The organism is Streptomyces chiangmaiensis, assembly GCF_036281785.1.
GTDB classification, from domain to species: Bacteria; Actinomycetota; Actinomycetes; order Streptomycetales; family Streptomycetaceae; genus Streptomyces; species Streptomyces chiangmaiensis.
This window is the reverse complement of sequence record NZ_JAYWVC010000285.1, coordinates 1-8,087: the sequence shown is the minus strand read 5'-3', so window position 1 is coordinate 8,087 and position 8,087 is coordinate 1. Positions and strand designations below refer to the sequence as shown.

Genomic DNA, 8,087 nt, shown 5'->3' with positions numbered 1-8,087 from the left:
TCGCGAGCCGGTGAACCTTTCCGGTCACCGCACTAGGCGTGGCTCGCGGTCACCCAACGGTCCAGGACCCGCTTGGCCGCTCCCGAGTCGATCGACTCCGCGGCCCTGTCCATACCGGCCCGGATCCGGTCCACCAGTGGGCCCTCCCCCTGCTCCAGCGCCACCAGGGCCGCGGCGGAGTTCAGCAGCACGGCGTCACGCACCGGGCCCGTCTCGCCGTCGAGCAGCCGCCGTGCGACCTCGGCGTTGTAGGAGGCGTCGGCGCCCCGCAGCGCCTCCACCGGCACCAGCTCGATACCGACGTCCCGTGGATCGAAGGACTCCTCGGTGACCCTGCCGTCACGGACCACCCACACCCGGGACGTCGACGTCGTGGTCAGCTCGTCCAGGCCGTCGTCACCCCGGAAGACCAGGGACGAGTTACCGCGCTCCGCGAGGACCCCCGCGACGATCGGCGCCATCCGCGGGTCCGCCACCCCGACCGCCTGCGCCTTCACCTTCGCCGGGTTCGTCAGCGGTCCCAGGACGTTGAACGTCGTACGGATCCCCAGCTGTCCGCGTGCCGCGGCCACATGCCGCAGCGCCGGGTGGAACTTCACCGCGAAACAGAAGGTGATCCCGGCCCGCTCGGCCACCTCGGCCACCCGCTGCACCGGCAGCTCCAGATTGACGCCGAGCTTCTCCAGCACGTCCGAGGCCCCGGACGCGGAGGACGCCGCACGGTTGCCGTGCTTGACGACCTTGGCTCCCGTCCCGGCCACCACGATCGACGACATCGTGGAGATGTTCACCGTCCTCGCACCGTCACCGCCCGTACCGACGATGTCGACCGTCGGCCCCGGCACCTCGATGACATTCGCGTGCGCGTACATCGCCCGGACGAGCCCGGTGATCTCCTCCACCGTCTCGCCCTTGGCGCGCAGCGCCACCGCGAAACCGGCGATCTGAGCGTCCGTCGCCTCACCGCGCATGATGCGGTCCATCGCCCAGGCCGTGTCGTCGGCGCTCTGGTCACGGCCGTCGAGCAGCCCGTTCAGCACCTGGGGCCAGGAACGGCCCGCCGCGGTGTCGCCTCCAGCGGGGTGCACAGCGCTCATAAGCCGCTCCTGGGTCGGTGGCCCCACACGGGGCCCGGGTTTCGAACAGGTCCACCCTATCCAGCCCGGGACACGGCGAGGGGCCCCGTCCATGACTGGACGGGGCCCCTCGACCGTGGCGTGGCGTGCGCAGTGATCAGTGGTGGCCGTGGCCGCTCGTGATCTCCTTGTACTCCTCGACCGTGGGCTTGGGGATCTGGTTGGTGTCCCCGTAGTAGGCGTTGCTCAGCCTGGAGCGCAGCTTCTCGGAGCCCTTGATCTTCCGCTCGACGCCGTTCTCGTCGACCGTCGGGCCGATCTCGACCGGCTGGTACTGCTCGTGCGAGGTGAGCGTGTGCAGCTGCTCCTGGCTGAGCGGCTCGTGCACCTCGATGAACTCACCGTGCGGCAGCCGCTTGATGATGCCCGACTCGCGGCCGTGCAGCACCTTGTCGCGGTCGCGGCGCTGGAGGCCGAGGCAGATCCGCTTGGTCGCGATGAACACGATGACCGGCACCACGAAGAAGGCGATGCGGACGAACCAGGTGATCGCGTTGATCGACAGGTGGAAGTGCGTGGCCCAGAGGTCGTTGCCACCACCGATGAGCAGCACGAAGTACCAGGAGATCCACGCGGCACCGAAGGCCGTACGCGTCGGAGCGTTGCGCGGGCGGTCCAGGATGTGGTGCTCGCGCTTGTCGCCGGTGACCCAGGACTCGATGAACGGGTACACCCCGATCGCGACCAGAACCAGCGGGAAGATCACCAGCGGGATGAACACGCCCAGCACGAGCGTGTGACCCCAGACATTGACCTCCCAGCCCGGCATCACACGGATCAGGCCCTCGGAGAAGCCCATGTACCAGTCGGGCTGGGCGCCGGTGGACACCTGGTCCGGACGGTAGGGGCCCAGGGCCCAGATCGGGTTGATCTGGGCGACCGCCGCGACGGCGGCGATGACACCGAAGACCAGGAAGAAGAAGCCTCCGGCCTTGGCCATGTACACCGGCATCAGCGGCATGCCGATGACGTTGTTGTTCGTCTTTCCGGGACCCGCGAACTGCGTGTGCTTGTGGTAGACGACCAGGATCAGGTGGCCGACCACCAGGCCGAGCATGATGCCCGGCAGCAGCAGGATGTGGATCGAGTAGAACCGGGCCACGAAGTCGCCACCCGGGAACTGACCGCCGAAGAGGAAGAACGACAGGTACGTGCCGACGATCGGCACGGACAGGATCGCGCCCTCCATGAAGCGGACACCGGTGCCGGAGAGCAGATCGTCCGGGAGCGAGTAGCCGGTGAAGCCGGTGAACATGCCGAGGACGAACAGCAGGAAGCCGAACACCCAGTTGATCTCGCGCGGCTTGCGGAAGGCGCCCGTGAAGAACACGCGCATCATGTGCACGAACATGCCGGCGAGGAAGACCAGCGCCGCCCAGTGGTGGATCTGCCGGATCAGCAGACCGCCGCGGACGTCGAAGCTGATGTGCATCGTCGAGTTGAACGCCTCGCTCATCAGCTGGCCCTGCAGCGGGACGTAACTGCCGTGGTACACCACCTCGTTCATCGACGGGTGGAAGAACAGCGTCAGATACACACCCGTGAGGATGATGATCAGGAAGCTGTAGAGGCAGACCTCGCCCAACATGAACGACCAGTGGTCGGGGAAGATCTTGCGCATGTTGGACTTGGCCAGGGAGTAGATCCCCAGGCGGGCGTCCGCCCAGTCCGCGACGCGCTCGCCGGCCGGCGCCTGTCCGCGCGAGCCGCCCGCCCCGTCTGCGGCAGGGTTCGTGTTGGTCGATGTGGTACTCATCCGCGCTCCCAGAATGCAGGGCCGACGGGCTCCTCGAAGTCGCCGAGCGCCTCGAGATAACCGTCCGCGTTCACACCGATGCGCAGCTGCGGCAAGGCGTGACCGGCCGGGCCGAAGACGACCCGGGCACCGTCGGAGAGGTCGAAGGTGGACTGGTGGCACGGGCAGAGGACGTGGTGCGTCTGCTGCTCGTACAGGGAGATCGGGCAACCGACGTGGGTGCAGATCTTGGAGAACGCCACGATGCCCTGGTGGGACCACTCGAGCTCCTGCTTGTCCTTGATGTTCTCCGGCTGCAGCCGGACGATCATCAAAGCGGCCTTGGCGATCTCGAGCTGGAAGTCCTCGTTGGTCTCCTCCAGGCCCTCGGGCTTGGCGAAGGTGAGCGAACCGACCGCGACGTCCGAGGGACGCAGCGGCTCGTTCGTGTTCATGTTGACGAGGAGCTTGCCCTTGGACCAGAGCGTGTGGCGCAGCTTGGTGCCGGGCAGCGGGCCCAGGTCGCGCAGCAGCACGACGCCGGAGAGCGGGAACAGGGCCAGCGCGCCGAACATGGTGTTACGGATCAGCTTGCGGCGGCCGAACTGGGACTCCTTGGCGCCCTGCTGGAAGTCGCCGATGACCTTCGCCTTCACCTCGGGCGAGGCCTCGGCCGGGTGACGCTCGTCGACGATCTCCATGTCGGACATCAGGGTGCGGGCCCAGTGGACCGCGCCCGCGCCGATCGCGAACAGCGCCACGCCCAGCGTCAGGCCCAGCGCGAAGTTCATCGCGCTGATGTGCCCGATCGGGAAGACGAAGATCGACTTGTCCGTCGGGATCGTGACGTACGCGGCGATGAAGCCGACGGTGGCCAGCATCGACACGGTGAACAGCAGGGCGACCGTGCGCTCGGAACGCTTGGCGGCCCGCTCGTCGATGTCCTGGATGCGGTGCTCGTGGGGCGGCAGCCCCGGGTCGGCGAACGGGCTCACCTCGTCCGCGACCGTCACGGCACGGTGTGCGGTGTCCTGCTCAGCGGGCAGGTTCTCTTCTGGAATGTCGTGGCTACTCATGACTTCTTGGCCTTTGCGGTCCGAGCGGCGACCCAGACGGCAAGCACGATCAGTGCGCCCAGGCCGAAGATCCAGGCGAACAGGCCCTCGGAGACCGGTCCGAGGCCGCCCAGCTCGAGGCCGCCGGGGTTCTCGGTCCGGTCGCCGTTGACCGCGTTGAGGTAGGCGATGATGTCCTTCTTGTTCTGCTGCGACAGCGTGGTGTCGGGGAAGGACGGCATGTTCTGCGGGCCGGTCTGCATGGCCTCGTAGATGTGCTTCGGGGCGACGCCATCGAGGCTCGGCGCGAACTTGCCGTGCGTCAGCGCACCACCCTTACCTGTGAAGTTGTGGCACTGTGCGCAGTTGGTGCGGAAGAGCTCGCCGCCCTTGGCGATGTCGGCACCCTCGGGGCTGTAGTCGTTCTTCGTCGGCACGGCCGGACCGGCACCGAGGGAGGAGATGTACGCCGCGAGCTGGTCGATCTGGGCCTGCGAGTAGAAGTTCTTCTTCTTCGGCACCTGGGGGCCCTGCGAGGTGGCGGCGGGCATACGGCCGGTGCCGACCTGGAAGTCGACGGCCGCCGCCCCCACACCCACCAGACTCGGGCCGTCGGAGGAGCCCTGACCGCCGGTGCCGTGGCAGCTGGCACAGCCCACCCGGTAGAGCTTCTTGCCCTCCTCGATGGCGAGGGACTGGGCGGTGTCATCGGCCTGCGCCTTGTCGGCGGGCGCGAACGCGGCGTACAGCCCCCCGGAGACCGTCAGCGCGATGAGTAGGACGACGAGCGCCGCCATCGGATGGCGTCGTCGTACGGAGAGCTTTTTCACGGATTACCCCGGTGTCAGGATCTTCTGCGTCGATGCTTCTGGAAATGGATCGGATCGTCGCGGGCGTTCGGTTCTCCCCGATCGGGTGACCGTCCGCCGCGGCCGACGGCCGACTACTTGATCATGTAGATCGTGGCGAAGAGGCCGATCCAGACGACATCGACGAAGTGCCAGTAGTAGGACACGACGATGGCGGCGGTCGCCTGTTCATGGGTGAACCTCCGCGCCGCGTAGGTGCGGCCGAGGACCAGAAGGAAGGCGATGAGACCACCCGTCACGTGCAGGCCGTGGAACCCGGTGGTCAGGTAGAACACCGAGCCGTACGGGTCCGAGGAGAGCGAGAGGCCGTCCTTCTTGACCAGCTCGGTGTACTCGAAGATCTGCCCGCCGACAAAGATCGAACCCATGATGAAGGTGAGGATGAACCAGCCCCGGAGCTTCTTCACGTCACCGCGCTCGGCAGCGAACACACCGAGCTGGCAGGTGAGGGAGGAGAGCACCAGGATCGTGGTGTTGGTCGCCGAGAACGGGAAGTTGAGATGGCTCGCCATCTCCTTCCAGTGAGTCGGCCCGGTCACCGATCGCAGGGTGAAGTACATCGCGAAGAGGGCCGCGAAGAACATCAGCTCGGAACTCAGCCAGATGATGGTTCCGACGCTGGTGAGGTTCGGCCGGTTGACCGACGGGTGCGCGTGCCCGGTTTCTACTGTCGTTGCTGTCGCCACGATCGACATTATGTCGGTCGCTTATCCCGCCCTCACTCCGGGGGGTGCCGTTCGGAGTGTCCATGGCGTGTGTACTGCCCGGATGGCCCATCGAAGCCCCGTCCGAACCGCTGTTGACCACGTGTTCAAGGGAGTAACATCCGCCCCAACGATCCGTCCCGCACGGCGACGGACACCACTGCGTACCGGAGGAAGCATGCAGCCGACCGCCACGGTCCTGGTCTACAGCGACGACTCCACCACCCGCGAACAAGTGCGGCTCGCGTCCGGGCGCAGGCCCGCCCCGGACGTCCCCGCGGTCGAGTTCGTGGAGTGCGCGACACCGGGCGCCGTCCTCAAGGAGCTGGACCGGGGCGGCATCGACGTGTGCGTCCTGGACGGCGAGGCCGTGCCGATGGGCGGGATGGGCGTCTGCCGGCAGATCAAGGACGAGATCTTCAACTGCCCGCCGGTGCTGGTGCTGATCGCGCGGCCGCAGGACGCGTGGCTGGCGACGTGGAGCCGGGCTGATGCGGCGGTGGCGCTTCCGGTGGAGCCGGTGGAGTTCGCCTCCGCCCTGGCCGCTCTGTTGCGGCGCAAGGCCCTCCTGAGCGCCTGAGGGTGTCTCGGCGGCCGCCGTTCCCTCGTGGTCCGTCGCACCCGCGCGGCGGGGCCGCACGACGTCATCGTCCCGCGCCCCTGACGGGGCGCGGGGGACCCGTCTCAGACCGACTCCGGGCGCAGTCGTGCCCGGTTCGTGCCGTTGGAGTTGGCGGCGACCAGGGCGCTGCCCTTGCTCCACTTCGCCCAGTCGAGGTTCCAGTCGCCGAAGCCGTTGCCGAACGGCTCCATCTCCTTGCCGTAGGAGTTGACGACCTTGACGATGTCGCCCTGCCGTACGGTGTCGTAGAACCACTGGGCGGACCCGTTGCTCATGCCGGTGCAGCCGTGGCTCACGTTGGCGTACCCCTGTTGTCCGACGGACCAGGGCGCCGCGTGCACATACTCGCCGCTGTAGGTCACCTGGGCGGCCCAGTAGACCATCAGGTCGTAGGAGTCGCTCGAGTTCTGCGAGATGCCGATCGAGGTACCGCGCATGCGTACGACGTACTGCTTGCCCAGCACGACCTTGACGCCGTTTCGGGTCTCGTAGCCGGGCTTGCCCGTGGTGATGGGTATCCGCCTGACGACCGCGTCGTTCTTGTAGACCGTCATCTGGTGCGTGGCGGCGTCCGTGAGGGCGACTATGCGATCGCCTGTGGTGATCTTCACGGACTTCGCCTCACCGCCCCACAGCCGTTCGGCCACCTTCATCCCCGCGAGGTTGCTGTGGGCGGTGATCGTGGCGTGGACGGGCCAGTAGTTCTCGGGACGGTAGTGCAGCGTCTTGTCGTCCACCCAGTACCAGGAACCCCGGACGGCGGGCACGGAGTCGACCTTGAGGGCCCCCTCGACGACGGCCCGGGACGCCTTGTCCTTGACGGGCTCGCTGAGTTCGGCGGTGACGGGCTGGCCGACGCCGTAGCTTCCGGCCCTGGGGCCGAAGGTGACGTTCAGCGTCTTGCTCTTTGGGGTACTGGTGTCGAACTCGATGACCTTGCGGCCGGGTGCACCGTCGTCGTCCTCGGTGCTCACCCGGACCGTGTAGTGGGTCCCCGCGGCCAGTGGTGAAGTGCTGTGCCAGCGGCTGCCGTCTGCGGCGAGTTCACCGGCGACGTAGCGCCCGCGGGAGTCGGTGGCCGTCACGTCCGTGATGCGCCCGTCGTCATCCGAAGCGGTGATCTCCAGGGGCTTGTCGGGGTCGACCTTCTTGTCGGAGTCGGCGGGGGCGTTGTAGGCGATCTCGTCCGCCGCGTCATACGGGTTGGCGGAGAGCGGATTGCCGTCGTACCCGCAGCCGGCGAGCCCCGCGCCGAGGGCTATCGCGAGCAGCGTGCAACTGACGACGGTGCGGTGTCGCGGGCGCGCCGGCAGGCGCCTGTCGGGTCCGGCGTCGCCCCGGTGGAACACTGTGTGGCTCATGGCCTCACGCTAGGGACGTCTGTCGGCCGCGGCGCGCGGAGAGAGCCGTGCGGGGGACGAATCAGGCGGCAAAAGGGGGAGCCCGGCACTCCTGACGGAGTGTCGGGCTCCCTTGCACCGTGCGCGTGTTACTGGGTGCGGTTCTCGCCGCGGTAGTACTCGAAGACCCAGCCCCACAGGCCCACCAGGATCAGCGGGGCCGAGAAGAACAGCAGCCACCAGCCGATCGCGACGGCCAGGAAGGCGAGCGCGCCACCGACACCGAGGGCGAGCGGCTGCCAGCTGTGCGGGCTGAAGAAGCCGACCTCACCGGCGTCGTCCGCGACGTCGGCCTCCTTGTTGTCCTGGGCGCCCGTGTCGACCCGCCGGGCCGTGAAGGCCAGGTAGTAGCCGATCATGATGCTCAGGCCGAAGGCCAGGAAGAGCGCGGTGGTACCGGCCGGCTCCTTCGACCACAGGCCATAGACGATGGCCATGATCAGGATGAAGACGGCCAGCCAGATGAACATCTTGCCCTGGATCTTCACTTGCCGGCCTCCTTGCCACCGGAGACGGCCTTGCTACCAGCACCCTCGTACTCGAGCTGCTCGAGCGCGGCGATCTCC

General features: G+C 67.6%; 8 protein-coding genes. 1 reads left to right on the top strand and 7 read right to left on the bottom strand.

All coding sequences use genetic code 11. From position 1 onward, the window contains the following. Positions 1 to 32: 32 nt before the first annotated feature. From trpD to ctaE, 5 genes are all read right to left on the bottom strand, one after another. On the bottom strand, positions 33 to 1,097 hold the full coding sequence (gene trpD / locus VXC91_RS40030; RefSeq protein WP_329512276.1) for an anthranilate phosphoribosyltransferase: 1,065 nt from the start codon (positions 1,095 to 1,097) through the stop codon (positions 33 to 35). Positions 1,098 to 1,233: 136 nt separating this feature from the next. Then, entirely contained in the window at positions 1,234 to 2,892 is a 1,659-nt protein-coding gene (gene qcrB, locus VXC91_RS40025) for a cytochrome bc1 complex cytochrome b subunit (RefSeq protein ID WP_329512275.1), read from the bottom strand. Continuing rightward, the gene (gene qcrA, locus VXC91_RS40020) at positions 2,889 to 3,947 is read right to left on the bottom strand and encodes a cytochrome bc1 complex Rieske iron-sulfur subunit (RefSeq protein WP_329512274.1); all 1,059 of its coding nucleotides are present in this window, start codon (positions 3,945 to 3,947) and stop codon (positions 2,889 to 2,891) included. Before qcrA ends, qcrB begins: the two co-directional genes overlap by 4 nt. After that, complete coding sequence (qcrC, locus tag VXC91_RS40015) at positions 3,944 to 4,756, bottom strand: cytochrome bc1 complex diheme cytochrome c subunit (RefSeq protein ID WP_329512273.1); 813 nt, start codon at positions 4,754 to 4,756, stop codon at positions 3,944 to 3,946. The genes qcrA and qcrC overlap by 4 nt, the downstream gene beginning before the upstream one ends. A 113-nt stretch (positions 4,757 to 4,869) precedes the next feature. Then, positions 4,870 to 5,490, bottom strand: coding sequence for an aa3-type cytochrome oxidase subunit III (ctaE, locus tag VXC91_RS40010; protein WP_329512272.1), 621 nt, complete (start codon positions 5,488 to 5,490; stop codon positions 4,870 to 4,872). A gap of 187 nt (positions 5,491 to 5,677) precedes the next feature. Between ctaE and VXC91_RS40005 the strand changes: the two genes are divergently transcribed. After that, positions 5,678 to 6,079, top strand: a complete 402-nt coding sequence (locus tag VXC91_RS40005; protein WP_329512271.1) for a response regulator — start codon at positions 5,678 to 5,680, stop codon at positions 6,077 to 6,079. A gap of 104 nt (positions 6,080 to 6,183) precedes the next feature. Here the strand turns inward: VXC91_RS40005 and VXC91_RS40000 are convergent, their stop codons facing one another. Both VXC91_RS40000 and VXC91_RS39995 read right to left on the bottom strand, forming a co-directional pair. Continuing rightward, entirely contained in the window at positions 6,184 to 7,482 is a 1,299-nt protein-coding gene (locus tag VXC91_RS40000; RefSeq protein ID WP_408057595.1) for a L,D-transpeptidase, read from the bottom strand. Positions 7,483 to 7,610: 128 nt separating this feature from the next. Next, positions 7,611 to 8,009 (bottom strand): cytochrome c oxidase subunit 4, encoded by a 399-nt coding sequence (locus VXC91_RS39995; RefSeq protein ID WP_329512270.1) that lies wholly within the window; start codon positions 8,007 to 8,009, stop codon positions 7,611 to 7,613. Positions 8,010 to 8,087: the final 78 nt, after the last annotated feature.